A 24,417-nucleotide genomic window follows, 5' to 3' on the forward strand; every position below is an offset into this window, starting at 1 on the left:
GAGCCGCACACACAATTCGCTACCATCGCCTCGAAGCTTTCGATGCATGGAAAATTGCGGCCTGTTTCGCCTGAATATCTACGAGCCCCTGGCCTTTCCGGCCAGAGAAACTTAACGTGACAACACCCGATCGATTTCTACCTGTCTCCGACGCGTAACGCCAAAGCAGCCAAGCGCTTTTTGGGGAAGGCTTTGAACGGTTTGAAAGACTGGGAAAAGCCGCGTGTCATCAACACTGACAAAGCACCAACCTACGGGATTGCCATCGCGCAGTTGAAGGCCGAAGGCAAATGCCCTGATGAACTGGTGCATCGGCAGGTCAAATACCTGAACAATGTCGTCGAGGCTGACCACGGCAAGCTGAAGCAGCTGATCAAACCGGTCAGAGGGTTCAAGACGTTGAAGACGGCATATGCGACGATAAAGGGCTTCGAGGTCATGTGGGCCTTGCGCAAGGGCCAGGCTGCTATTTTCAACCTGACACGGGACATCCGTGGGGAAGCGCGTATCGTTGAACGCGCTTTTGGTATAGGGCCGAGCGCGTTGACAGAAGCCGTGGAACTGCTCGCCCAGAATCTACAAGGTCAGACCGCTTGACAGCAGAGAACGAGGCCTTTCCTTGCCAGCGGAATTTTTTGCAACAGAGCCGCGCAAAGCCTATGCGATAGACGTCGACGATTTCGCAGACGATCGAAAGACCAATGCCCGAGCTGGGCGATGCAGTATCGAGACGCCAGCCGCGACGGGTGAGATTGCCAAGGTCCTGCTCAGGCACGTTCGGACCGTTGTCCGCGATCGTCAAAAGCAAGCCACCTTCATCGAGCCCCAGCGGATGCGAATTCGGCATTCGCCCATTTGGCGGCATTTTCGAGCAGGTTCCCGACGAGCTCGCGAAAGTCGGCCGGATTCATGGGCACGGTCTCGATGCTCCGGCCATCGGTCTTGAACCGAAGGTCTTCCGATAGTGGTTGCCGACCTGATCGGTGAACCCGCCATTGCCTTAGGCGTCCATGCCGGCCATCGCGCTTCTCCTAAATGAATTGCCTGATGATACCGTCGTCGTGGCCGGTGACGATGCTTTCACGTTGCGTGGCTGTTGCGCAGATCGTTGAAGCGGCGACGCTTATGCTCTACCTGAAATCCTTCATGACGCGAATTGGCTGCTGACGCCACCATCGACGGTCATGGCGAGCTATCGGCCATTGCTCCCCTCTCGAGGAGGTCGAAACAAATCCGCAGAATCGTGGGGTCGCACAACTCTTACCCGTCATTCGCAAGCACCTGATGACACATGGATATCCCGGCCGGCGGAAAAAAGGGGCCCTGTCGCTATCGGCCGGACCCGACCCGAGGCGTCGCGTAGAAGAAACAGCACGTCGAGGCCAAGGTGCCGGGCAAGCTCAGCCCCGGACGTCGGGCCGAGAACCATCAACGCGGTCGCCCAGGCGTCGGCTTCAGCACAGGTTTGCGCGACCACAGTAACCGAAGCGGGCGACGACAGCAGCGGCGCACCACGGCACGGATCCATGGTGTGCGAGAGACGGCGACCGTTCGCGACAGTCCAATGTCGGTAATCGCCAGAGGTAGCGACCGCAGCATCCTGCAAGGCGAGGATGGAGTACGGCGCTCGACGGGCCGTGTCGGGACTTTCAATTGCGATATTCCAAGGCTCACCGCCGGGACGCAGACCGAGCGCCCTCATCTCGCCGTCAATTCCCGCGAGGCCAGAAGTTATGCTGAAGCGCCCGAGGATCGCGGCCAGCCGGTCGACGCCATATCCCTTGGCAATGCCGTTGAGGTCGATGGCGATCGGCGCGCGCTTTCGCACCGTCGCGTGAACAGGATTGAGCTCGAGCGCCGCATGGGCGGGTTGGCGCGATCTCGCGAGTGCCTTCTGGATCAGGGCCCGGTCGGCCGCTTGCGGGCCAAAACCCCAGGCGTCGACAGCATCGCCCACGCCGATATCGAAGGCCCCGCCGGACGCACGACCGATTTCAAGCGCCAAGCGCAGCACGTCTGCCAGACGCGCCGGCACCTCGATCCAGTCGCCGACGGGACCGGCGTTCAACGTCATCAGAGCGCTGTCGGGCTTCCAGGTGGACATCTGCGCGTCCACCTCGTCCATTTCCGCCTGAAGAGCGTTCCGAACCGGCTCCGGATCGAACCCTGCCTCCGTGTAGAACAGCGCGGACCAGCGCGTTCCCATGGTCGGTCCGTTGAGCGCGTGCCTCATCGGATCAGTAGACGTCTTCGACATAGCGTCCCTCCGCCTTGAGCAGGGCCGGCGTCAACCCTACCGGCGCGAGAATCTCGGCAAGCGCCGCCGAAACGCCGACGGCCATATCCCGCCCACCACAGACCATGATGCGCGCGCCGCCGCGGATCAGGGCCGCGATCTGGGCGGCTTCCTCAAGAAGAGCGTGCTGGACATAGCGCGGCATCCGCCCGCGCGAGCAGGCCCCGACGAGCCGGTGAAGGCGCCCTTCGCGATGCCAGCGCGTCAGTTCGTCTTTGTAGAGGAAATCGCTGGCAGGATGACGCATTCCGAAGAACAGGTGGATCGGACGGCGACGCGCATTGGCGCGCACGAACCCTGCCAGCGGCCCTATCCCTGTTCCGGCTCCGATCAGGATCAGCGGCGCCTCGCTCTTGCCGGCATGGAAGCCGGGATTGGTGCGGATGAACGCGCGAACGGCACATCCTGGCTCCAGATTTAAGAGCTGCCCGGAACAGAGCCCCGCCGGATGCTTCTTCACGACGATCTCGATGAAGCCGTCGCGCCGTCCCGAAGCCAGCGAGTAGAACCGGGGAACGGACGAGTCCTCGGGCAGCACGCCGAGAAGATCGCCTGCCGAAAACCGACCGAAGCCACGCCCGGCCAACCGATGCCAGAGCGGGACTTTAGGCAGCGCGAACCGCAGGATCACTGTCGGAGCTTGCACCTCCGCGCCATATTCGCGTCGCGAAACGAGGGTCAGTGGGGAGGCCGCCGGCAAGGCTGGCCGATGGACAAGCTCCAGCCCGATCCCCATCGCCTCGCCCAGCGATCGTCCCCAACGGGCAAAATCCTGCGGCGACTGCCGGTCGACGGTTTCGTATGGGATGAGCGTGCTCCACCCTCGCGCCTCGGCGGCCCTCGCAACGACCTGGGCAAAAGCGCAGTAGGCCGGGAAGCTGCGGTCACCGAAGCCGAGCACGGCGAACGGAATGGTTGGCTCTACCGGCAGGGTTTGCAGGCGATCGAGAAACCCCCGCGCCGAAGCGGGCGCATCGCCATCGCCATAGGTTGCCGCAAGAATGAGAACGCGCCGGGCATGCCGGTAGCGCTCAGGATCGAATGACGACATCGGCGCGGTGTGAACCGCCTGCCCGAGCTTCGTCAGCGCGGCGTGCAGTGTCGCAGCGAAGCTCCATGTGCTGCCGCTCTCGCTGCCGACAAGCAGGATCGTTTCCGCACGTCCAGCCGTTACATTGCCGTGAATCCGTGGTCGCCCGCGCCGACCCGCCAGCCACAGGGTGAGGCCGGTGCCCGCAATCGCCGGCACGCCGAGCGCCATCATGCCGAGCACGAGGCCCAAGGCGGCCGCGCCTTGGCCGGTATGCAGCATATAGATGGTCTCCGAGAGACGCTGCCATCCGGTCAAGCCGCTCCAGGCCAGCAGCACGCCGGTACCCTGATCCAGATAGCCCGTGCCGCGATCGGTCTTGAGCGTGAAGACATCCGTCGCATCGGCCGGATCGGGAAACGCCAGGCTGCGCAGTTCGCTGACCGGTGTCCGTTCCAGCAGATCCATATGCGATGCGGCCATGCCGACCCGGCCGCTCGCCTCGATGTGGGCGACGGGAGATGTGGCCGCGTCAGGAAGGAGATCGAATGTCGATGCCGTCATCCACAATGCGGTGACCGAGGACAAAACGAGGCCTGCGACGGCGACGCGCGCGATCTCGACATGCAATCTTCCGACGAGCGGCCCGCGTATCGGCGCGAACCATCGCCGCCAGCCGCCGGCCCTTCGGGCAACGAGGATGGTGCCGGACACAGCCAGGACCAGCATGGCGGCAGCGCCCACTGCCGCCGCGATACGCCCGCCGTCACCGAGAAAGAGCGACCGGTGCAGACCGGTAAGCCACTGCTCGACGGCATTCGGATCGCTGGAGGCGACATCCAGCCCTGTTGCGGGATCGATGATGGCGGCCTGAGGCGCCCCATCCTCGAACCAATAGGCGGTGATCTTGCCGGAGGGCGCGCGACGAATCTGTTCTATCTGAGGGTAGACGGTGAGGATGCGTCCGGCCAGCGTAGCGACGGAAAGCCCTGCCTCGGCCTGCGGGGCGGACAACCGCTCGGCGGCGGGAAACAGCGAGAGTGCTGCACCGCTAAGGCTCAAAACCAGCAGAAAAAGAGCGGCCAGAAGGCCTGGCCAGCGATGGATGGCACGGATCATGTCGTCCACCGCCTAGAAGGAGTAGGCAACGGTCGACACGTAGCGTCGACCGCGAACAGACGCCTTTGCGCCCGCAGTGGTCAGGGGAACGGCGACCTCGTTGGGGCTGTCACGCATGTCCTCCACGGCTGCGTCGACATGCAGCGTGTAACCTGCGTCGAAAAGCGCATCGGCAAGGTCGAGCGAGATCTCCAGCGTGCGCCCCGCACCGACGCTAGCGCCGGTAATGCCGTCGATACCGGAGCGGCCGCCAGTGGCGCGATACCAGCCCGATAGATGCTCGTAATATTTGGACTTGCCGCCAGCGACCCAGAGCGTGCCGGCATATTTGCCCTGGGGATCGGTGACATAGAGCGCGAGATAGGCGCCGTCGCCGCCATAGTTGGTCAGCGTTGTGGTCAATGTCACCGGCCGGGCCATGGCGAGGCCGGGGAACGTGAGGGCGGTTGTCATGGCGAGAACTGCGAGAAGAGATTTCATGTCGGCTTGCCTTCTGCGAGGAAACGGTGTCCGGGTCGTCGCAGAGCGCCGACCCGTCCTCGCCACAGTGGCGAAGCCGCCTGAGAGTTGCCTGACGGTCATCGGGATTTTCCGTCAGCACTTCGTCAGGAAGCATCGGACACGGTCAAGTCCACAGCAGATAGAGCAGCGGCCGGCCTGTTGGCAGGCCAGTCGCGAAAGCTCCGGGGACTGAACAAGTCGGCAGCCAGCCACGCTCCGCTCGGGCGCGTGATTCTGCCGCCGCGTTAGCGCGGGGACATCCGCTGCAACGTCCCGTCGCGTAGGACGTACTGGTGCCAGACCGCCATCGCGGCATGCAGTCCGGCGAGGTAGAGGATGATCGTGCCGGCATTCTCATGAATGTCCGCGATCAGGCCCGGTGCGCCCTGCACCCGCTCGGTGATCGCCGGAAGCTGGAAGCCGAAGACGGAAACGGGAACACCAAGGCGCGAGGCGGCGTACCAGCCGCTCAACGGCAGGGCAATGAGGAACAGATACAGCAGCGCATGTCCGGCTTTGGCGGCAAGGGCGAGACGGCAATTGGACTGCGGCGCGTCCGGGGTTGCGCCCACAAGGCGCAGGATCAAGCGCGGAAGCACCAGGACGAGCACGGCCAACCCGAACGAGAAATGCAGCAAGGGCGGGTTTTCGGCCATATGACGGCCTCCCGTCGAGGTCAGCCAGGCCCCGAGGATCAGCAGGGCTGTCAGCCAGTGGATGACAATCATGCTTCTGGAATAACGGGCCGGATCATGAGGCATGGCGGAATCTCCTTGCGACGGTCGCAGCGCTTGAGCGATAGCGAGATGGGATTGCTACTTGATGGTGGTCTTGGGCCGCACGGTCGTCCCGAGCACGGTGTTGGAGGATGTCCCGCCTACGGCGTCGTTCTCCGAAGCTGGCGGCCGCTGACGCCTCGATCCGTGACGGTCGTCATAGCGATCCCTGTGCCGGAAACTGACGATTTCGAGGGTTTCCGGATCGACCTTGGCCTTGAATGTGAGGCCGTTCCGGTCGGTTCCTCGGATTTCGTAACAGCCGTCGTCGATCTTGATCCTGGCAACGGTCCAGCCTTGACCGGCGGCCATTGTTTCGACCGCTTCCCGCGGCTTCCATCGATCCATCGAGACATGGCAATCGTCGTCGTCAGCCTTGGCGATACCGGGACCGGAGAACGCCAGAACGAGGATCGCGGCCAGCAAATGTTTCATCGTTTCATTGTTCCTGATCAATGCGCTTTCGGGTGAACCATGGCACGTTCTCCTGACGAACGCCTGAAGCAGCGATGGGCCGGTCTTCAGCAAACCGACAGCATCGGACGCTAGGCAGGAGGATGGCGAGACGGGTGACCCTGATGAGAGTTCTACTGATCGAAGACGATGCAATCCTCGGAAAGGCCGTGCGCGAGCAGGTCGCCGCCCTCCACTCGGTGGACTGGGTGACACGGCTCGATGCAGCGCGCGAACATCTCCAAAGCGCGGCATACGATCTCATCCTGCTCGATCTGATGCTCCCAGACGGATTGGGCATCGCCTTTCTCAAAAAGCTTCGAGCCGAGGGCAGCGTGACACCGGTCATCATCCTGACGGCGCTCGACCAGATCTCCGACCGCATCGCGGGCCTCGATGCCGGCGCCGACGACTACATGATCAAGCCGTTCGATCTGTCGGAACTCGCCTCGCGGCTGAATGCCGTGGCGCGGCGGTACAGTGGCAACCCGAATCCCCTCATCGAGATCGGCGACCTGCGCATCGATCTCGCCGCCCGGACCGTAATGCACGGCGCGCGCCCTGTCGAGCTTACCGGGCGCGAATGGGCGCTGTTCGAAGCATTTCTGCAGCGGCCCGGCATCGCGATGACCAAGGCGCAGCTCGAAGACCGGCTCTATGCGTTCGGCGCAGAGGTCGAGAGCAATACGATCGAGGTTCACGTCAGCAGACTGCGAAAGAAGCTTGGCCACGGCGCGATCGATACGGTGCGGGGCATCGGGTATCGTCTTGGAACGGCAAGATGATGCGGCCCAGGAGCCTGCAATGGCGGCTCTCGCTATGGCTGGGGCTGGGGCTGACGGTGTTATGGGCGCTTGCCGCGGTCGGGACCGCGCAGATGCTGCGCCATGAAATGGACGAGGTGTTCGACAGCGCCCTCGAAGAGACGGCGCAACGCATCCTGCCGCTTGCGGCCATCGAGATCATCGGCCGCGATGCCGATGACACCGAACAGCGTGTTGCCACGCTCCGCCAGCACGACGAGTATTTCACCTATGTCGTGCGCGATGCGGCGGGCAAGGTTCTGCTGCGGTCGCACAGCGCCGACCTCGCTGCATTCCCGCCGTTTTCCGGGATGGGCTTCGCCACGACGCCGACGCACCGCCTCTACTCCGACGCTACCCTCCAGCAGAACCTGACCATCACCATCGCGGAACCCCTGTCGCATCGCCGGATGACCGCCGGACGATTGTCGCTCGGGCTGAGCCTGCCGCTGGCCGTCATTGTTCCGCTCGGCTTGATCGGCATCTGGGTCATTGTCCGGCTGTCCATGAGCCCGGTTCGGACCTTCCGCTCGCAAATTGAAGCGCGGGGCGGCGGTGATCTGACACCCATCGACGCGAAGGACCTGCCTTCTGAGATTGGCCCCGTCGCCAAAGCGGTCAACCACCTCCTGGACCGATTGACACGTACCCTGCAGGCCGAACGCAGCCTGGCGGCCAAATCGGCCCATGAGTTGCGGACGCCAGTTGCCGCGGCACTGGCGCAGGCGCAGCGCATGATCGCGCAAGCGCCGGACGACGCCACGCGCGAGCGCGCCGAGGATATGCAGACCGCCTTACGGCGCCTTTCCCGCCTCACCGAGAAACTCATGCAACTGGTGAGAGCCGAGGGGGGACGCCTTCTCGCCGAGATGCCGGTCGAGATCGGCGCCATCCTGCGGATGGTCGTGAGCGAATTCGACGGGCAGGCGGATACGGCAGGGCGCATCGACTTGATACTGCCAGACGCTCCGGTGTTCGCAAGCATCGACGCCGACGCCTTCGCCATCCTGGCCCGAAACCTGATCGAAAACGCCCTCAAGCATGGCGTGCGGAACGAGCCGGTCGCCGTCGCCTTGTCGGCAGACGGTTGTCTGCGTGTCACGAACGCCGGCCCGGTCGTGCCTTCCGCAGTGCTTGCGCGGCTGAGCGAGCCCTTCGAGCGCGGTCAGGCCCTGGTGCGGGGGGCCGGCCTCGGGCTCGCCATCGCCCGGACCATCGCTGCCGGAACAAATGGACGGATAGAACTCCAATCTCCCGCAAGCGGCAGAATTGACGGGTTTGAGGCAAGGTTCTTCATAGACAAATGATCATCGACATCGACGCCAGATGCTGAAAGGCAACTCGGGAGACCATGGACACTGACGCCCTGCTCAGCCGCCTTGCGGTATCGCTTTCGATCGGTCTACTGATCGGCCTGGAGCGTGGATGGCGTACCCGCAACGAGGAAGACCATCTGCGCGCGGCAGGTCTACGAACGTTCGCGCTGACCGGTCTCACCGGCGGCATTACCGGCGCCCTGGCCCGGCAGTTCGACTCTGGCCTCGTGATCGGTCTTGTTTTCCTCGGGTTCACCGCGGCATTCGCCTCCTACCACTGGCTCGAAGCGCGGGCCGAGCGAAATTACAGCGCTACATCCGTCGTCGCCGGCATAGCCACGTTCCTGCTGGGAACGCTTGCCGTCGTCGGCGACCTTGCAGCCGCCATCGCCGGGGCTGTTGCCACGGTTGTGCTGCTTGCCCTGCGCGAGCCGTTGCATCGTTGGGTCGCGTCGCTGAGCTGGAATGAGATCCGGTCGGGCCTGACGCTTCTGGCAATGACCTTTCTCATGCTGCCGATCCTGCCGAACAGGCCGGTCGATCCCTGGGGCACCGTCAATCCATATGAGATCTGGTTGCTGACCATCCTGATCGCCGCGGTCTCCTTCGCCGGCTACGTCGCCGTCCGCGTGTTCGGGGACCGGCTTGGCGTCCTGATGACGGCGATTGCGGGCGGGCTCGCCTCTTCGACAGCTACGACCTTGACGCTGGCAAGGCTTGCCCGCCGGCACCCCGAGTCCAGCACGCTGCTTTCCTGTGGCGTGCTTCTTTCCGGCTTGACCATGATCATCCGCGTTGCAGTCGTGGCGACGGCCTTGAACCCAAGCTTGCTTCCGCATCTCAAATGGCCATTGCTCATCGGCGGTGGCATGCTCGCCATCGGCGTCGGGCTCCTGCTGCTACAAAGTCGAGGCTCCTCCGAACAGCCGGAACTTATGATCACCAACCCGCTGGAATTGGCGCCTGCCCTGAAAATGGGGACACTCATAACCGTGGTCATGGTGGTGTCGCATCTGCTTCAGCAGTCGTTCGGGAATGCGGGCGTTCTGGTGACCGCCGCCGCTTCGGGCATCGCCGATGTGGATGCGATTTCGATCTCCATGGCCCGCCTGGCGTCGCATTCGATCGAGCCCGGTCTTGCGGCAGATGCGATCCTGATCGCCGTGGCCATGAATACACTTGTCAAAGCCATGATGGCGGCATCGGTCGGAGGCTCAAGGATCGGCGGGCGCGTCGGCGCCCTTAGCGTGCTCGGCCTTGCGGCCGGCATGGCAGCGTCCCTATATTTTGGCCGTCCGTGAATTGAGGGGGAGATTGCGGCCGGGCATGCAGCCACACTCGGGCCTTGATGGGCCGGCCTGGTCGGCTGTAAGCGGCGGTTTCGGGGAGAGTGGCGTCGCTGATCTCCCCGAAATCGGGTAATGCAAGCGGGGCAGCCAAGCGCGGCCGCGCTGTCCTGTCACGCGTTGCGGAGCGATGCCACGATCTTGTCTTTTAGCATCAGCCTCTTGCGCCGCAACAGCCCGATCCGGGCGGTCTCACCGTTCCGGAACTATCGGACGCGACAGGCGTCGCGAGATTTCTTCCATTCGAGCGGATCAAGGAACCCTTCGTGGTTGAGCGGAACCAGAAGATCATGGCCTTCTTCCCGATCCCCCTCCAGATGATCTTTGCCGCGAGCGAGAACCAACCGCACGTGGCGGAAACTTGAGGGTAGTTCTTCTGTCTTGACCACAATCCGATCCTTCCTTTTTCCCCCTGATACGCCATTGGCAAGGGAAATTTCTTGATCTGGCGCAAGTGAGATCGAGGCACCCGTCATCCAACGCCGGCCGCTACAGGTGAAACTCCTGGTTCTGCCGTGGCACCACACTCGGCCACCGCAGTTCGCGCTCGATCCGGACACGGAGCGCCTCGGAAGCTTCCGGCTCGCCGTGGACAATGAACACACGCCGGGGCGCTCGCTTGAAGCCAGAGAGCCAGCGCATCAGCTCATTGCTGTCGGCATGAGCCGAGAGCATGTCCAGTTGTGCGACCTCCGCATTGATCGGCACCCAATTGCCATGGATTTTGAGGTCTTTCGCCCCTTGCTCCAGCGTACGCCCGCGTGTTCCGGGAGCCTGGAAACCGGAAAGCAGGATCGTGCATCTCGGATCGGGGCCAAATGTCTTGAGATGATGCAACACGCGCCCTCCCGTTGCCATGCCGGAGGCAGCGATGACGATCTTCGGATATCGGTTCGCCGTGATCGCCTTCGAAGCCTCGACATCGTTGGTGTACTGGGCGATACCGAAGGCTTCCCGGCATGTCGCATGGTCGAGTTTATGCTCGCGCGGGTGCCGGCACATCATCTCTGTTGCGTCGATAGCCATTGGGCTATCGAGGAAGATTGGCGTGGACGCAAGGCGCCCTGCCCGCTTCAGTCTCCAGAAATAATAGAGAAGCTGTTGGGCTCGGCCGACGGCAAAGGCCGGTATGACGAGCGTGCCGCCACGCTTCACGGTGCGTTCCGCAATTGCGCCAAGCGCTTCGACCGGGTCTTCCGCCGGATGAACCCGATCGCCGTAGGTCGACTCGACCATGATATAGTCGGGCTCCCCATCTGATACGGGATCGGGAAACAGCGCATCGTCGTAGCGCCCGATGTCACCTGAGAAAACCAGGCTGCGGCCGCCCCAATGAATCTCGGCATGCGCGGCGCCCAGGATATGGCTGGCGTGTCGGAAGCGCAACGTCAGGCCATTGGGCAGAGAAATAATCTTGCCAAATGGCACGATCGAAAATTGCTCGATGGCCCGCCGTGCGTCTTGCGCACCATAGAGGGGCAAGGCGGGGGTATGCTTCGACAAGTGATGTCTGTGCAGGAACTCGGCGTCTTTCTCCTGCAGAAAGGCACTGTCCATCAGAATCAATTCGGCAACGTCCCGCGTCGCCTCCGTTGCGTAGATGCTGCCCCGAAAACCGTCCCTGACGAGCCGGGGCAGGTATCCGGAATGGTCGAGATGAGCGTGCGTCAGGATGACCGCGTCGATTGCCCCCGGATGAACCGGAAGCTTCTCCCAATTCAACTCACGCAGGTTCTTGAGCCCCTGGAACAGCCCGCAGTCGATAAGGATGCGGTGGCCGTCGTGTGTCAGGAGATGTTTCGACCCGGTTACGGTTCCTGCTGCGCCGAGTGAAGTTAATGTTAGCATTTGCGACCTTTCACAATCTCGGCCATGTCCAAAATAAAAGATTTCGCCTGCAATTTGCGGCCCGAATGCCCCCTCTTTGAACTGAGCCATGCCCTCCGGATGCGGGATAAAGCGAGCTGTTGGTGCGTTAGGCGTTCCTCCGCTAGGTATCTACAGTAGAGCCTGGCGGAGCGAGTGGTTTCTGACTTCGGCAACGGCGAGTTTTGAAAACCAGACGCCCTCGAATTGCTGTCACAGGGAGGAATGGTCGCTGCCACTGCCGGCTATCAATTGACTGGGATCGATTATCACCCAACAGGAGAACATGCTGTGGCGGAACGATGAAGGTGCCGGCCGGCCCCGCCCACGTTTCGATATAAGGTTCAACGAGAACAAGATTATTGACCTTGATACGACCGCTTCCATCAATGTCGATTACGTCTCCGGGTGTACCGATAACCCTCTTGATGATCATCAAGCCGAGCTCATCTGAAGCGGCAACAACAATGTGTCCCCGCGCAATCGACCTTTCGCTATATACACGGGTGACCAGCGCGAATTGACCCGGCATCAGCGTCGGACACATTGACCAAGATTGGATCCTTATAACAAAGAAGATCCAGCGATGTACTGTGGCACCAAGGATGGCGCCGAGCATGAGGGCGAATCCAACGACAATCGTCGTGCTCACGTCGGATAGCGATGGCAACAGTGCGCCTGCGAGCCGACCGGTCTAATGATGATGTAACCCATGAACATCGTGTCTATGATGATCATGATCCTCACCCTCCGCGAACTTGACAAAACTTACATATGCCTGAACATAAGCGCGCCCGCCGCCCACGTCGTCAGGATCGTAGTTTTTGAGGCTCATCACTTTTGCAAACCGATGCTTCAACTCATCCACGGCGTTAGGAACGACTAGCTCAATCAACGGGCCTAGGACCCCAGTCTCTACACACTTATCGGCTACGACGATCTTCTCATCGACAGGCGTGCCGGAGGGCTTCAGGCCCTCGAAGGGAGCGCCTTCGCCGGCGCGGTGGATTCTTACTAGGCTCTCCAGGAAGAACCGGTCAGCCAAATCCTCAGCATCTGGTCCAAGTGCGCGCACCTTGATGCTCTGGGCAAAAATCTTGCGCAACTCTTCGGTATCGTCGGCCGCAATCCACTTCAGTGCATAGTTGAGATCATTGCGCTCCAGTGCCAGCTTTCCATCCTTGACAGTCGGTCCGTCCATAGTGTCGCAATGAGCGCTGACTCTTCGAGGATAAAAAACAACAGCCGCAAAAGCGGCCAACGCCACTAGCATGACGATCAGCAAGTACATGGTTGAGGTCTCCTATTGCGTTCTCAAATCTATTCAAGCGCGTTTCGAGCGACGTTGTCGTAGATCAAATGTGGAAGGGGAATTAAACAATTGCGGCGAGCGCTCGCCGCCAGACGCACTAATCGGAAGGTGTATCTCGGTCCGCTCCTTCAGTTGGCGGTGAGCCCGGGGGCCGCAATCGAACTGGCTTCGAGCATTCCACGCCGGACCTGTTCATGGCGAGGTGGGCGATGCGGCCCGAGTTCGAGGCGCCTCGCTGTCAGAAGATAGAGGATCGGGCCGGCGTTGAACGGCAGCACTTCCATCACCGCTGCGGATCTTATCGGACAAAAGGCGCAGGCCATTCAGCACGACCAGAACGGTACCGCCTTCGTGTCCGATCACCGCGAGCGGAAGCGGCAGGTCGAAGAACAGGCCGCCGGTCACAAGCAGCAGCATCGCGCCGATCGCAACAACGAGATTCTGTCGGATGATGACGGCCGTCCGCCGTGCCAGCCGGTGTGCATCGGCCAGCTTCTTCATATCTTCCGACAGCAGGGCGACGTCGGCGGCCTGCAGTGCGACGTCCGACCCCGCCGCTCCCATCGCGATGCCGACGTCGGCGCGAGCCAATGCGGCGGCATCGTTGACGCCATCGCCGACGAAAGCGACCTTGCCATCACGCGCGAGGTCGCCGACCTGGAGCACCTTGTCCTGCGGCAGCATCTCGGCATGAACCTCGTCGGGCGCAAGGCCAAGTTCCGTACCGATGCGCAAGGCCACCGGCCTGCGGTCGCCGGTCATCATGACGATGCGGTTGACGCCACCGGCGCGAAGCGCGGCTAGCGCCGGGGCTGAGCTGGCTCTTGCTTCGTCCGCAACACTGACCGCCCCAAGAACTGTCGCACCGCGCCCGAGATAGACCACGGTCTGAGAACTGTCGGCGAGTTCACGGAACGCCGGATCATCGACGGGGGCGCCCATGTCCTCGACGAGGTGAGCGTTGCCGGCCCATATCGGGCCGAAGGAATCGTAACCGACGATGCCGGCGCTCGGATGCGATGTAACGTCCACGACCGCCACCGGCTCAACACCATGAACCAGGGCCTCACGACGGATGGCGGCAGCGATGTGATGCTCGGAATGCGCTTCCAGTCCGGCAAGGAGCGAAAGGAAACGGCGATCCTCACCATCCAGGGCGACAATGCGCGTGACCTCCGTACGTCCATTGGTCAGGGTCCCGGTCTTGTCGAAGGCGAAGGTATCGACAGCGGCGAGCGTTTCGAGCGCACTGCCCCCCTTGAACAGCACGCCGCCTCGCGCCGCGGCGGAGAGCGCCGACAGGATCGCGGCGGGGACAGATATGACGATCGCGCAGGGACTGGCGGCGACCAGCAGCGTCGCGGCCTTGTAGAGGGCCTGTTCCCAGTCGCGGCCAAGCCAATAGAAGATCGCAAGGGCCAGAGCAGAGCCCAACAGGACACCGACCGTATAACGCTGGCCGAACCACGCGCTGAAGCGCTCGGATGGCGCCTTCGCTTCCTGCGCCTCGGTGACGAGCTGGATCATGCGCGCGATCGTGCTGTCGCCGACCGTCCTGGTGACGGTCACGTCAAGGACCCCGTCAAGATTGACGGTCGCCTCGAAGACCTGCTCGCCCGGTTCCTTGGAGACCGGCATCGACTCACCGGTGATATTGGCTTCGTCGATTCCGCCACGGCCATGCAGGATCACACCGTCGGTCGGCACGCGTGCGCCCGGACGCAGCACCACCACATCGCCGACGGCAAGCTCCGCAGCAGGAACCTCCACCGTGGTCCCGTCCTCTCCTTTGCGGAAAGCTGTCTCCGGCCGGAGCGCCATGAGCGCCTCAACAGCCCGGCGCGCGCGTCCCAATGCCTGGTGTTCGAGCGTGGTCGACACGCTGAACAACGTCAGCAACACCGCGCCTTCGAACGGCGCCCCGACAATGGCCGCCGCAACGGCCGCGACGACCATCAGAAGATCGATATCGAGGATATGATCGCGCCACAACGCCGTCAGGGCGCTCCAGGTGGCCGGAAGCCCGCCGGCCAAATAGACCATCGCCAGACCGGGAGATATTAGAATGGAAAGGCCTTCTGCCGGCGGCCAGGTCCCGGCGACGGCCAGCATCATCCCGAGGACTGCAATTGTGGACATAACGGTCTGGAAATCGAACGACACGCGTTTCATCGTCACACCGCCCGGCCGATCAGGGAGCCGATCAATGCGGTCGAGGCCATCGCGACAGCGCCCCAGAACACCACCCGGATAGTCGGTTTCCAGATGCTGGCGCCGCCCGCCCGTGCCCCGATTGCGCCGAGGATGGCAAGACCGATGAGGCAAGCAAGGGACACGGTCCATGCAGCCGTTCCGGCCGGCGCAAGCAGGGCGACGATCAACGGCAAAGCCGCACCCGCCGCAAACGTGACCGCCGAGGTCAGCGCGGCTTGAACCGGTCTTGCCATCACATGGCTCGCCAATCCGAGTTCGTCCCGCGCATGGGCTTCGAAGGCATCCTTCGCCATCATCTGTTTGGCAACCTGTCGCGCCAGCTCCGGGGCCACGCCGCGCTGCTCGTAGATCGCGGCGAGTTCGGCCAGTTCGGCCTCCGGCTGCGTCGCCAGCTCGTGACGTTCCCGCGCCATGTCGGCTTCCTCGGTATCGGCCTGCGAGCTGACAGACACATATTCGCCCGCCGCCATCGACATCGCCCCGGCCACGAGCCCGGCAACACCGGCCACAAGAATCTCATGCGAGGCGTTGGTCGCCGCGGCGACACCGACGATCAGGCTCGACGTCGAGATCAGACCGTCATTGGCGCCCAGCACCGCCGCCCGAAGCCAGCCTATGCGTTCGATGAGATGATTTTCCTTGTGAAGGGCGCGCATGAATAGTGCTCCGGGCAGATTGTGTGTGCAGCGGGATGATGCTGCGCCGACGCAACCTCATTCCGTGATGGAAGGAAAATGCAGAAAGATATTCTGTTTAGAATTATTCTAATTTGAAGATTGATTCAAGATACGACCGGCCATTGGAACCCCTTTCGTCTTTTACGCCCTCGGCCGTTGAGCGATGACCGGGTCCCGGACGGTCTGCGATCAACACCAAGATCGCTCGCCCGCCGGGCGACCCGGCATCGCCCATCGATGTACCCCGATGAACAGCTTCGAGGCCAAGCTCACTCGCTACGCAACCATCGCTAGTCCGACTCCGTCTCCGGCGACCTATCGATAGCGCTGTCATCGCCGAAGCGCTTGACGCTGCCGTCGACGACCTCGAGCGTTGCGGGATCGATCTTCACCTTGAGGACGTTTCCACTGGCGTCAGTGACCCGAAGTTCGTAGCAGCCATCATCGATCTTCATCTTGTCGATGGTCCATCCGAAGTCGCCTGCAAGCTTCCCGAGAGCTTCGAAGGATTGCCTCTTCTGAGGCGGAACGTCGCACACTTCTCCAGCAAACGCGGCCGTTGCCGGAAGCGTCGCGAGCAATGCAAGCACTGCCAATGTCTTTCTCATGATTTATGCTCCTGGGCTGTGTTGTCGATGGAGGCAATCATGCACAGAGGGACTGACGGGCTACTGAAGATCGGCAGGAATTGTCGTCAGCTTCCGGTCAGCAAACACCGCCATCGTTGCAGCGAAAAGATAGTCGTTCTCACGGGTCTGTGTCGAAGCCGCGCCCTTCGCCTGCTTCTTCGTGGGTGACCCCGTCGCGAATGTGGTAGATGCGCCTGAAGGTGGGGATGATCTTTTCGTCGTGCGTGACGACGATGATCGCCGTTCCGAATTTGACAGCCATGTCGTTGAGGATCCGGATCACGGTCAACGCGCGCACACTGTCGAGCGGGGCGGTCGGCTCGTCGGCAAGAATGACAGGCGGCCGGTTGACCAATCCGCGCGCGATGGCAACTCGCTGTTGCTCGCCGCCGGAGAGCTGCGATGGCATCGCATCGGCTCGGTGCTCGACATCGAGTGCTTTTAGAAGCTCTCGCGCGCGTTGGCGTGATTCATGATTTGGGATGCCGGCAAGCATGGGAAGCAGGGCGACATTGTCGGTCACGTCCAAAAAGGGAATGAGGTAAGGCGCCTGGAAGACAAAACCGATCTTGTCGCGCCTCAACGCACGCAGATCGCGGATCTTCCATCCATCGTCATAGATCAGTTCGTCACCAAGGGTCATCCGCCCACCGCTCGGGTCGATGACCGCCCCCAGAGCTTTGAGCAAGGTGCTCTTTCCGGATCCCGACGGTCCAATCAAGCCAACGACCTCGCCGGGCGCGACCCGCATATTGACGTCTTTGAGGGCATCGACGGCTGTGGAGCCGCTGCCATATCGCTTCCGGATTTTCTCGATCAGGATCCCGCCGCCCATCTCAGCCACCGATCGCCTCGGCAGGGTCGACCTTCAACGCCATCCGGATCGCGACGATGCTGGCGAGCGCGCATATGGCGATGACGGCGATAACGCCGACGATCGTATCGGCGGAAAGAAGAAGCACAAACTTTGGGAACAATGGCGCCGCAAAGGTCGCTGTAATCTTGCCAACGACGAAGCCGATCAACCCAAGCACGATCGCCTGCTGCAGGATCATCGACGCGATCGTGCGATTGCGGGTACCGATCAGCTTCAGCACCGCGATCTCGCGTATCTTGTCCATTGTCAGGGTGTAGATAATGAAAGCGACGATCGCTGCGCTGACAACGGCAAGGATCGCCAGGAACATGCCAATCTGCTTGGCCGAGGTGGCGATCAGCTTGCCGACCAGGATCTCCTCCATCTGCGGGCGCGTATAGACCGTCAGCCGCTTCCACCGTGCGATGTCTGTCGCGATCCGGTCCTGGTCGTATCCCGGTTTGGTGCGCACCAGAACGGCATTCACGTAAGGGTTGCTGTTTTGCGAGGCGATGATGGCGTCCAGCAAGCCGGGAACGCCCGGCCGATTGAACTCGGGATTCTCACTGGTGCGCCGGCGCTGACGGACAATGGAGTCGTTATCCTTGAGGAATTGCGCTTCCTGTGCGTCCTTCAGCGGGATGAAGACCATCGGGTCGCCGCCCGACGACACCGTCCGTCGCGTCAAACCCACAACGGTAAAATGGTTCCTCCGGACAACGATCCTGTCTCCCAGAGAAAATCCAGTGGCGATATCGGCCACCGCTTCATAGTGGCTGCGTGTGATGTGCCTTCCGGCGACAAGAAAGGGCGGGCGGCCAGGTGTCGCCATGTCCCCGGGTGCAACACCCACCACCATGGACCGCACGTCGGAGGTACCCTTGCGGACCTGCATCGTAAGATAAGTCACGTTGGCGGCTCGCTCGACACCGGGGATCGCCAGGATCATGCGGTAAATGTCATCGTTAATGCTCGAGGACTCGGCGTATGGACCGAGCGTGTTCTGCTGGACAACCCACATATCGGCGCCACTATTGTCGAGCAGCACCTTGCCGTCATCGACCATCCCCCGATAGACGCCTGCCATGGTGAAGGTCACACCGATCAGCAGCCCCAGACCGACACCCGTGAAGACAAACTTCCCCCAGGAATGCAAAATGTCGCGTCCGGCAAGACTGATCATTTGAGGAGCTCCGCCGGATTGTCCGCGACACGAATGCGGCTCGTGCTGAGCAATTTCGAGGCGCTGTAGACGACGATCTCGTCGCCAGTTTTCAGACCCCTCGTGACCTGCACGGTTCCTTCCAGGTTGGCAGCCCCCAGCTGGACAACCGTAAACCGGATTTTCCCACCTTCGATCTTCCAGACACCCAACTTGCCGCCGAGGTTCTGGACCGCGGCATTCGGAATGGTCGGCGCGGCGGCGAGTTCGGGCAGGGAGACCGATACTTCGGCCAACTCGCCAATCGAGGGCAGCGGCACGGGAAGCGTGTCGAAGTTCACCTTTGCAAGACTTTCTTCCGTCACCGCATCTGCAAGGACTTCCACCCGTGCAACGCTTCCCGGTAATCCTTCGCCGGCGCGTGAGCGCAACGCGATCGTGGCGGACAAATCCTGCCGCAAGCCCGTCGCGGCAATCTGATCGAACCTGGCATTGATCCAGAGATTTTTTGGATCGATCATTTCCACGACCGATTGGCCCGCGACCACGGTCGTTCCCGGCTCCGCTTTTCTTGCGGAAACGACACCGTCTACCGGCGCAAGCAGAACCAGGTTCTCCCGCTGCTTGACCAGACCGTCACGGTCGGCGCGGTTACGGTGGAGATCCTGCTGCGAAGCGAGAAGATTGGACTGAGCGGCCGAGAGAGCGGCCTGCGCCACCTCGCTCTCTTGCCGCTTCGTTTCGACTGCGACCTCACTGACGGCGCGGGTCTTCCAGAGTTCTTCATACCGCTTCGCCTGAGCAAGTGCGTAATCCTTGCGCGTCCTGGTATCGACAACCTGCGCTTCGGCGACTTTGATCGACGCTTCCGCTCGGCCGATCGCCGCTTCAAGTGCCGCGATGCGCGCATCAAGGTCTACCGGGTCCATTTCGGCCAGGGTCTGGCCGGATCGAACCTGATCACCCACGTCAACAAGAATCCTGCCGATGCGTCCCGCGCTGGTGGGGCCGATCTTGTAGGAGAAACGTGCTTCGACAGTGCCGATACCGAACAGCGCCGGTGAAATCGAACTGGCCTCGACGACTGCAGTCGTAACGGACACCGGCGCGAGAGGGCCGGCGCGCAGGACCACATAGCCAAACAAGGCCGCGGTCACAGCTCCAACGCCAATGAGCAACAGTGTGCGGCGCTGCAATGAAGGCAGTTTCATCGACCTGCCTCCAGGCAAATCTGCGTCATTGAATGATCTGCTATGGGGGTGACGCGCCGCGCTGACGTCGTCTTGATCGAGCGAACGGGAGATTTCGTCGCCGAGGAATGCCGATCGATCATCTCGGCACCTCGACAGCGCGCCGATACAACGCAAAAATACCTGGAGCGATTGCACGTATCTGCACAACATCGCCAACTAGCAGGGATTGCATGACAAGACCCTGGATCGCCCCGATAAAGAGCGCTACGGCGGCCTTGTCATCCAGCGTGTCGGCGAGTTCACCCTGCTCCTTGCCGTCCGCGATGAGCCGCCCGAGACGCTCGCCGTAGCGTTGGATCAAAGTATGCGCCATTCGCTTGGCAAGGGTCTGCTCCGCGCGCTGCAGTTCGCCGAACAGCATCCTGGGCACACCGGGATGTTCCACGATGAACTCGATATGCGCGAAGAATGCCGCTTCCAGTGCGTCAATCGGAGAGGACGTCGCGGACGTGGCCTTGTCGATGCGCGCCAGAAGGCGCTCCGCTACCCACTCCATAACCGCCTGAAGAATGGCGTCCTTCGATGGGAAGTGCCTGAACAGGGCGCCTTGTGTCACACCCATGCGCTGCGCGATCGCTCCGGTCGTAATGTCCGCAGGGTTTTGTTCGGCCGCCAGATCGATGACGGTCTCGACAGTCACCCTGCGTCGTTCCGGAGCTGAGAGGTTGGTCGAGCGTGGCATCGGCAATGCTCCAAAGATAGTAATTACTCACTATCTTACAATTTGCACCATTTTTCAAGAGGCTATGCAAGCGCCGATTGTCAATCGGCGTCCAAAAAGTACCCCTCCTTTAGGTTGCAACGTTTAGCGTGCGCGGGCCCGGAACTTTCAATTTAGTGCAGGGTCCGCGCGCGCGGATCGTTAGCGTTCTTCGACTTTAGCTTTGAGAGCGGTTTTTGAAGCGCCACGATTCATTTCCCGTTTCAACGATCTCGCAATGATGGGTAAGCCGGTCGAGCAGAGCGGCGGTCATTTTTGCGTCGCCGAAGACAGTCGGCCATTCGCCGAACGTCAGGTTTGTGGTGACGATGATTGAAGTTCGCTCGTAGAGCCTGCTGATGAGGTGGAACAGCAACTGTCCGCCGGCCTGGGCGAACGGAAGATAGCCAAGCTCGTCCATAATGACGAAATCGAGCCTGGTGATAAAGTCGGCAAGACGCCCCTGCTTACCATTACGCGCTTCCGTTTCAAGACGATTGACGAGATCGACGACATTGTAGAAGCGCCCGCGCGCGCCGTTGCGGATCAAGGCACGGGCAAGTGCGATGGACAAATGGGATTTTCCAGTGCCAGTTCCTCCAACGAGAACGATATTGTGCTGCTCGGCAAGGAAAGCTCCGCTCGCGAGCTGGCGCACCAGTCCTTCGTTGACCGGCGTGTCGGTAAAGTCGAAGTCGTCGATGTCCTTGGCCAGCGGCAGCTTTGCGACGGTGATCTGGTATTTAATCGAGCGCGCCTGTTTCTCGGCGATCTCCGACTGCAACAGGTCGCCGACAATGCGCGGTGGTTCGTGCTGGCGCTTGATGCCAGAGGCCATGATCTCGTCATAGGCGCTGCGCATGCCGTAAAGCTTCAGCGTGCTCATCATGTCGAAGATTTGGGATCGTTCCATATCAGCTTGCCCTCCTGAGGCTGTCATAACGTGCGCAGTCTGCCAGAGGCTCATGGGTCAGGCGCAGCGCATCGGGGATGGAAAGAATGGCGGCGGGCTGTGGGTCTCGCTTGCGAGCCAGAATGTTGATGATCACAGCGGCGGAGAACACGCCTTGATCAAGCGCCTCCTGGCAGGCCGCTTCGACTGCAGGAAGGCCGTCGATACCGACACATTCCAGGATCGACACCATCTGCCAGTCCCCATCATGCATGGCCTTGAGCTTTCGCCGAACATGCTCCATGGAGGCTGGCAGGACCCAATCAAGGAATGGTGCACCGTTCCTCAGTGCTCCCGGCTTGCGCGTCAGGACCGGAACATAACGCCATGGATTATAAATCGTCTCGCCACGGCCGAAGCAGCGTTCATGCTGGCCGATCTCGACACCATTTTGCCGTATGACGATGCGGTCGGCATAAGCATGGATCTCGGCCGGGCGGCCGACCGCCGTCGACAGTACCGAATATTTGTTGTTGTCGAAACGCACGAGGCAGGTTTTGCCGATCGAGGCCTGTATCGCGTGGAAGCCATCGAACTTGCCGGGATACCCAACCAGATGGGCCTTCTCCTCTTCGAACACCTCCCAGATCGTGCGCTCCGTCTGATCGACATGCTTATGAGCGCGCGCGTAGCTGATGCATTTATCCAGCAGCCAGCCGTTCAACTCATCGTAAGATTTGAAGCGCAGCCGCGGCGTGAAGAAGCGTTCCCGGACCAGATTAACCTGGTTCTCGACCTGACCCTTCTCCCAGCCCGACGCCGGTGTACAGGCCACCGGCTCGACCAGGAAATGACTGCACATTTGCTGAAAGCGGCGATTGTATTGCCGCTCTTTACCGACGAAGACCGTTTCCACTGCGGTCTTCATATTGTCGTAGATGCCGCGTGTGCAAGCCCCGCCGAAGAAGGCGAACGCCCGATCATGCGCGTCGAAGACCATCTCCTGCGTCTCGCGCGGATAGGCCCGCACATACATCATCCGGCTGTGGCAGAGCCGGACATGCGCAACCTTCACTGTCGTCGCCACGCCGCCCAGAACGATAATCCCGTGGCTCCAGTCAAACTGGTAGGCTTCGCCCGGTGGGTAATAAAGCGGTACATAGGCTTCCGCTGTCACCGCCCCACGCGCCTTCGACCATGAGCGTGCATAACGCCGGACCGTATCATAGCCACCCTCGTAACCCAGATCGCGCAGATCCTCGAATAGCCGGATCAGCGTCAAACGTTCGCGCGAGGCCTTCGACTCATTAGCTAGCAGCATTCCATCGAGATGGTCGCGCCAGGGACCGAGCTTCGGCTGTGGTTGACGGCTGCGCTCGTATTTGAACTCAGTCTCTTCACTGCGCAGAACCTTCCGCACAACTTTGCGCGATATGCCCAATTCCCGGCAAATCGACTTGATCGATTTGCCCTGCACATGAGACAGACGCCGTATCTTCGAAATAGTCTCCACAATAAGCATCCAATAGAAAACCTCCGATTGAAATCGATGGTCATGTTACCCTTTAAACAAGGGGTCCCGTTTGGATGCCGATAACCCCTCAAATGGGGTCCTTATTCCATGCTTAATGACACATTATCCTTCACGAGCAGGCCAACCGCGGGCGCACAGTCATGGAAAAAATAGAAGCTCATGGTGATGTGGGCTTCGCTGTCGTACTGCTAACACCTGATGACGAAGGTCGACAAGTGAACGGAACATTCAAATTCCGGGCTCGTCAAAATGTCATGTTCGAATTGGGCTATTTCATCGACCGTCTCGGGCGGTCAAACGTCTGCGCCCTCACACGCGGTGACGTTGAGCTACCGTCGGATTTCGCTGGTATAGTTTATCAACCAATGGAAGACGGCGGGCGGGCGGCGGTAGCAAGGGAGCTGGCCGATGCAGGCTTCGAAATTAACTGGGAGAAAGCTTCCAGGTGGCCTTGTTGCAGGGATCAGAAAACAGGCGAGTGAACCCTACTCAGGGCATATTTGTGCGATGCGTTGGAACTCTGGACGACCAAGTTCAGTCATCCGGTTGAGAACACGGACGCCGATCTTTGCCTCTGTTTTCTGGTTATCGAAGTTTCTCGCTTGGAGTTTTTGGCCGATCACGGTCTTCCATCGATCCATTTGTGTCTCACCACGGCTGCGCCGATTGTAGCCGGATGATTGCTGCCAGGCTGTCCGACCGTTGGTTTTAATCTCGGCTATATGACGATCTCGGACTGAGGGATTGAGCGCGGCTTGCGGGCTTGAAACTGCTGTTTTAGGAGGAGGAATAATGACGTCCACATTTACCCCAAAGCGTGCCACCAGAAGATTATGGGTTGGCGCTCCATCATAAGCACCATCGGCAATGAACGTATCAACGGGGCCATCCACTTGGTCCAGAAGGCCGGGCAAAGCTGTCGGGTCGCCAACATCATCTGTCGTCAGATCGGAGCAGATAATCATGCCGCTGGCGAGATCGAGGCCGAGATGAAGTTTGCGCCACTTTTTGCGTTTAACTTTGACTTTGTGCTTGTTTTCCAGCCATTCGCCTGCACCGAAGATCTTTAATCCTGAGCTGTCGATCACCAGATGAAACGGCTCCCTGTTTGTGGAGTGATGCTTTGCTGAAGGCAATACCAATCCTTTGCCACGGCGTGACAAAGTGGAAAAATCCGGCACAGCAATATCAATCCCCATCAGCCGCGCGACAGAGCGCATCAGACCTTGGGTCTGGCGCAGTGGTAGTTGATAGACAACGCGCAAGGTCAAGCACAGTGTAATTGCCAGATCCGAGTATTTGGGCTGGCCACCGCGAGATTTCCGGCATGCCGCAAACCACAAACATGACGCCGCCTCACTCGCCCATATGGTCAAATCGCCACGGCGACGCAGGCTTTCATTATAGACTGGCCAGTTTGTTACCTTGAATATCTGTTTGGGTATCTTGTCGCGTCGCTTGGCATTAAACTTATGCGGCATCAACTGTATCCTGAGAAGGTAAACTGGCCCAACATATCAGCTCATCCGTGATCCCTGCAACAACGCCCTCCGACGGGATTTCGGACAGCGAATGGAAATTGTTGCCGCGACCGGGCGGGAAATCGTGGACACCACGGAGGTATAACACCACTTTCGGATACAACGATCGCGTGGCGGACAGCCGAAATCGCTGATGGTTTT

General features: G+C 60.8%; 22 protein-coding genes and 2 pseudogenes. 5 read left to right on the forward strand and 19 right to left on the reverse strand.

Annotation, left to right across the window (positions count from 1 at the left end; all coding sequences use genetic code 11):
* Positions 1-129: 129 nt before the first annotated feature.
* Positions 130-597 (forward strand): annotated as a pseudogene (locus F9K91_RS19260) (DDE-type integrase/transposase/recombinase); the annotation flags it as partial.
* Positions 598-1,267: 670 nt separating this feature from the next.
* Here F9K91_RS19260 and F9K91_RS19265 read toward each other — a convergent pair.
* The 5 genes from F9K91_RS19265 to F9K91_RS19285 all read right to left on the reverse strand — a co-directional run bounded on the left by F9K91_RS19265 (position 1,268) and on the right by F9K91_RS19285 (position 6,157).
* Positions 1,268-2,257, reverse strand: a complete 990-nt coding sequence (locus F9K91_RS19265) for an FAD:protein FMN transferase (RefSeq protein WP_151558643.1) — start codon at positions 2,255-2,257, stop codon at positions 1,268-1,270.
* Positions 2,238-4,445: a PepSY domain-containing protein gene (locus tag F9K91_RS19270; RefSeq protein ID WP_151678498.1), complete on the reverse strand. Its 2,208-nt coding sequence runs from the start codon at positions 4,443-4,445 to the stop codon at positions 2,238-2,240. Before F9K91_RS19270 ends, F9K91_RS19265 begins: the two co-directional genes overlap by 20 nt.
* A 12-nt stretch (positions 4,446-4,457) precedes the next feature.
* Positions 4,458-4,925, reverse strand: coding sequence for a DUF2271 domain-containing protein (locus tag F9K91_RS19275; protein WP_151653769.1), 468 nt, complete (start codon positions 4,923-4,925; stop codon positions 4,458-4,460).
* Between the two features lie 266 nt (positions 4,926-5,191).
* On the reverse strand, positions 5,192-5,707 hold the full coding sequence (locus F9K91_RS19280; RefSeq protein ID WP_151653767.1) for a cytochrome b: 516 nt from the start codon (positions 5,705-5,707) through the stop codon (positions 5,192-5,194).
* 54 nt (positions 5,708-5,761) lie between these two features.
* Entirely contained in the window at positions 5,762-6,157 is a 396-nt protein-coding gene (locus F9K91_RS19285) for a PepSY domain-containing protein (protein ID WP_151558651.1), read from the reverse strand.
* Positions 6,158-6,300: 143 nt separating this feature from the next.
* Between F9K91_RS19285 and F9K91_RS19290 the strand changes: the two genes are divergently transcribed.
* Genes F9K91_RS19290 through F9K91_RS19300 form a run of 3 tightly spaced genes read left to right on the forward strand, consistent with a single transcriptional unit; the run spans position 6,301 to position 9,595 of the window.
* On the forward strand, positions 6,301-6,960 hold the full coding sequence (locus F9K91_RS19290) for a response regulator transcription factor (protein ID WP_151653765.1): 660 nt from the start codon (positions 6,301-6,303) through the stop codon (positions 6,958-6,960).
* Positions 6,957-8,285 carry an ATP-binding protein gene (locus F9K91_RS19295; RefSeq protein WP_151558653.1) on the forward strand — a complete coding sequence of 443 codons (1,329 nt, stop codon included), beginning with the start codon at positions 6,957-6,959 and terminating at the stop codon, positions 8,283-8,285. Before F9K91_RS19290 ends, F9K91_RS19295 begins: the two co-directional genes overlap by 4 nt.
* 44 nt (positions 8,286-8,329) lie before the next feature.
* Positions 8,330-9,595, forward strand: a complete 1,266-nt coding sequence (locus F9K91_RS19300) for an MgtC/SapB family protein (RefSeq protein WP_151678499.1) — start codon at positions 8,330-8,332, stop codon at positions 9,593-9,595.
* A 251-nt stretch (positions 9,596-9,846) separates the two neighbouring features.
* Here the strand turns inward: F9K91_RS19300 and F9K91_RS19305 are convergent, their stop codons facing one another.
* The 13 genes and pseudogenes from F9K91_RS19305 to istA form a co-directional block, all read right to left on the reverse strand.
* Entirely contained in the window at positions 9,847-10,029 is a 183-nt protein-coding gene (locus F9K91_RS19305; protein WP_192799339.1) for a hypothetical protein, read from the reverse strand.
* Positions 10,030-10,129: 100 nt separating this feature from the next.
* Positions 10,130-11,488, reverse strand: coding sequence for an MBL fold metallo-hydrolase RNA specificity domain-containing protein (locus tag F9K91_RS19310; RefSeq protein WP_151653761.1), 1,359 nt, complete (start codon positions 11,486-11,488; stop codon positions 10,130-10,132).
* A gap of 142 nt (positions 11,489-11,630) precedes the next feature.
* Positions 11,631-12,125 carry a signal peptidase I gene (gene lepB / locus F9K91_RS19315; protein WP_151558659.1) on the reverse strand — a complete coding sequence of 165 codons (495 nt, stop codon included), beginning with the start codon at positions 12,123-12,125 and terminating at the stop codon, positions 11,631-11,633.
* A gap of 75 nt (positions 12,126-12,200) precedes the next feature.
* Positions 12,201-12,797 carry a DUF6448 family protein gene (locus F9K91_RS19320; RefSeq protein WP_151558661.1) on the reverse strand — a complete coding sequence of 199 codons (597 nt, stop codon included), beginning with the start codon at positions 12,795-12,797 and terminating at the stop codon, positions 12,201-12,203.
* A 213-nt stretch (positions 12,798-13,010) separates the two neighbouring features.
* Positions 13,011-14,990, reverse strand: a complete 1,980-nt coding sequence (locus tag F9K91_RS19325) for a heavy metal translocating P-type ATPase (RefSeq protein WP_151653759.1) — start codon at positions 14,988-14,990, stop codon at positions 13,011-13,013.
* A gap of 2 nt (positions 14,991-14,992) precedes the next feature.
* The gene (locus tag F9K91_RS19330; RefSeq protein ID WP_151558665.1) at positions 14,993-15,688 is read right to left on the reverse strand and encodes a VIT1/CCC1 transporter family protein; all 696 of its coding nucleotides are present in this window, start codon (positions 15,686-15,688) and stop codon (positions 14,993-14,995) included.
* 311 nt (positions 15,689-15,999) lie between these two features.
* Positions 16,000-16,317 (reverse strand): PepSY domain-containing protein, encoded by a 318-nt coding sequence (locus tag F9K91_RS19335; protein ID WP_151558667.1) that lies wholly within the window; start codon positions 16,315-16,317, stop codon positions 16,000-16,002.
* A 139-nt stretch (positions 16,318-16,456) separates the two neighbouring features.
* Entirely contained in the window at positions 16,457-17,173 is a 717-nt protein-coding gene (locus F9K91_RS19340) for an ABC transporter ATP-binding protein (RefSeq protein WP_151558675.1), read from the reverse strand.
* Position 17,174: 1 nt separating this feature from the next.
* Positions 17,175-18,377 (reverse strand): ABC transporter permease, encoded by a 1,203-nt coding sequence (locus F9K91_RS19345; protein ID WP_151558669.1) that lies wholly within the window; start codon positions 18,375-18,377, stop codon positions 17,175-17,177.
* Positions 18,374-19,567: an efflux RND transporter periplasmic adaptor subunit gene (locus tag F9K91_RS19350; protein ID WP_151678500.1), complete on the reverse strand. Its 1,194-nt coding sequence runs from the start codon at positions 19,565-19,567 to the stop codon at positions 18,374-18,376. The genes F9K91_RS19345 and F9K91_RS19350 overlap by 4 nt, the downstream gene beginning before the upstream one ends.
* A 118-nt stretch (positions 19,568-19,685) precedes the next feature.
* Positions 19,686-20,291 carry a TetR/AcrR family transcriptional regulator gene (locus tag F9K91_RS19355; RefSeq protein ID WP_151558673.1) on the reverse strand — a complete coding sequence of 202 codons (606 nt, stop codon included), beginning with the start codon at positions 20,289-20,291 and terminating at the stop codon, positions 19,686-19,688.
* A 196-nt stretch (positions 20,292-20,487) separates the two neighbouring features.
* On the reverse strand, positions 20,488-21,222 hold the full coding sequence (istB, locus tag F9K91_RS19360) for an IS21-like element helper ATPase IstB (RefSeq protein WP_151653755.1): 735 nt from the start codon (positions 21,220-21,222) through the stop codon (positions 20,488-20,490).
* Positions 21,155-22,723 (reverse strand): annotated as a pseudogene (istA, locus tag F9K91_RS19365) (IS21 family transposase). Before istA ends, istB begins: the two are co-directional and overlap by 68 nt.
* A gap of 116 nt (positions 22,724-22,839) precedes the next feature.
* On the opposite strand from istA, the gene F9K91_RS19370 reads away from it, so the two are divergent.
* Positions 22,840-23,217, forward strand: a complete 378-nt coding sequence (locus F9K91_RS19370; RefSeq protein WP_268891690.1) for a nucleotide-binding protein — start codon at positions 22,840-22,842, stop codon at positions 23,215-23,217.
* A gap of 3 nt (positions 23,218-23,220) precedes the next feature.
* Here the strand turns inward: F9K91_RS19370 and F9K91_RS19375 are convergent, their stop codons facing one another.
* Entirely contained in the window at positions 23,221-24,216 is a 996-nt protein-coding gene (locus F9K91_RS19375) for an IS5 family transposase (protein ID WP_151653749.1), read from the reverse strand.
* Positions 24,217-24,417 lie beyond the last annotated feature (201 nt).

The sequence above is a fragment of the Brucella tritici genome, assembly GCF_008932295.1.
Taxonomy (GTDB): Bacteria; Pseudomonadota; Alphaproteobacteria; order Rhizobiales; family Rhizobiaceae; genus Brucella; species Brucella tritici.